The organism is Inquilinus limosus MP06, from assembly GCF_000767795.1.
GTDB lineage: Bacteria > Pseudomonadota > Alphaproteobacteria > DSM-16000 > Inquilinaceae > Inquilinus > Inquilinus limosus_E.
In genome coordinates this window covers 1-1820 of record NZ_JANX01000865.1, presented here as the reverse complement: position 1 = coordinate 1820, position 1820 = coordinate 1, and the positions used below count along the sequence as shown (strand labels likewise).

The following is a 1820-nucleotide window of genomic DNA, read 5'->3' as shown; positions in this document are numbered from 1 at the left end:
CGCCGCCTCGCGGCTCCGCGGCGCCAGGGCGCAGAGCAGTGACAAGGCCAGGGCCGGCGCTGCGGCATAGGGCAGGACGAAGCTGTCCGACAGCACCCCGGCCAGGATCATCGCGGCCAGCCCCGCCAGCGGCCAGGGACCCGGCCGGTCGAGCTGGCGCAGCACCAGCAGCAGCACCGCGGCCGCGATCAGGATCGCGCCGAAATGGAAGGTGACGACGAAGGGGTAGACCAGCCAGTTCAGCGCATAGGCGCCGGCGAGGCCCCAGCCGAAGCCGAAGAGCAGCGCCAGCACCAGGGCGAAGGCGGCCACGGCCATGGCGGCGGAGCGGCCGCCCGCGGCGCGGTGCACGGCGCCGCCGAGCAGCAGCAGCAGGGCCAGCTGCAGCGCCGCGGCCAGCGGCAGGGCCTGGCGGAAATCGCCGGTCGCCAAATCGGCCAGGCCGTAGACCGCCATGTCGGGGACCACATAGGGGCCGGGCGTCAGGTGCCAGCCGCGCAGCGCGTCGAGGCCGCGATGCAGGTCGTCGAACAGCGCCGGCAGGTACAGCGCGTCGGCATTGCCGACCAGGGTGGCGGCGCCGGGCAGGCGCAGCACCAGCGCCGTCGCCAGCAGCGACAGGCCGGCGACCGCGATGACAAGAAGAGAGAGGCGAAGCCGTCGCAACCGGTGCTCAGACCGTCGCCGTGATCTTGGCCGGGCGCGGCGTCGGCGGCCCGCCGGCGGCGACCGACAGGCGCTCGGACGCCGTCTCCAGCTCTTCCTCCAGCCGCCGCATCATCTCCTCGCGCGGCAGGCCGGGCGGGATCGGCGGCAGGAACTCGACCGTGATCGTGCCGGGGCGCTTGCGGAAGGCGCGGCGGCCCCAGAACACGCCGGAGTTCAGCGCCATCGGCACCACCGGAACGTTCAGGCCCTCATAGAGGGCGCCGACGCCGATGCGGTAGGGCCGCCAGGTGCCCGGCGCGGTGCGGGTGCCCTGCGGGAAGATGGCGATCGGCCGGCCTTCCGCCACGCGCACCCTGGCGTGCTCGATCATGCTGCGGATCGCCCGGCTGCCGGCGCCGCGGTCGACCGGGATCATGCCGGTCTTCAGCAGGTACTTGCCCCAGACCGGCACCTTCAGCAGCTCGGATTTCAGCACGATCGCCGGGTCGGGCAGCAGCAGGTGCAGCTTCAGCGTCTCCCAGGCCGACTGGTGCTTGGCGGCGACGATGCAGGCGCCGTCCGGCAGGTTCTCGCGCCCGACCACCCGGTAGTCGATGCCGAGGATGGTCTTCTCCAGCCAATGCGTCACGCGCAGCCAGACGAAGATCCAGGCCATCATCGTGCGGTGCGACAGCAGCATCGACGGCAGCAGCGCGAAGCAGCAGACCGTGGTCCAGCCGTAGAACAGCAGGGTGTAGAGGGCCGAGCGCAGGATGACCATGACGCCCTATATCCTGCGAAGGGTGACGCGCGCCAGCGCAACCAGGAATTTGTTGTATTCGGAGACGATCAGCCGCGCCGTGCCGGGCCAGGCCCACCAGCGGTCGAGATGCACCGTCTCCGGATCCACCGGCTGGCGCTTGATCTCGATCTCCGGCATCGCAGCGCGGAATTCCAGCATGCTGCGCGGCATGTGGTAGTTCGAGGTGACGAGGCGCAGGCTGCGGAAGCCGTGCGCCCGCATCCATTCCGCCGCCTCCTGCGCGTTGCCGATGGTGTCGGCGGCGGCGTAGCCGAGATCGACGCAGCAGCGCAGCGAATCATCGGTCGGCGACAGGGCGAACAGCTCCTCCAGCTTCACGTCGCGGTGCACGCCGCTGACCAGCAGGCGC

At 71.4% G+C, this 1820-nt stretch carries 3 protein-coding genes; all 3 read right to left on the bottom strand.

The features are described 5' to 3' along the window. Positions 1 to 666: hypothetical protein (locus tag P409_RS33355; protein ID WP_034848804.1), on the bottom strand; the 666-nt coding region annotated here is incomplete at its 3' end. A gap of 7 nt (positions 667 to 673) precedes the next feature. Further along, on the bottom strand, positions 674 to 1429 hold the full coding sequence (locus P409_RS33350; protein WP_034848802.1) for a lysophospholipid acyltransferase family protein: 756 nt from the start codon (positions 1427 to 1429) through the stop codon (positions 674 to 676). Positions 1430 to 1435: 6 nt separating this feature from the next. After that, a partial coding sequence (locus P409_RS33345; RefSeq protein ID WP_034848800.1) for a YdcF family protein occupies positions 1436 to 1820 on the bottom strand: 385 nt, incomplete at its 5' end.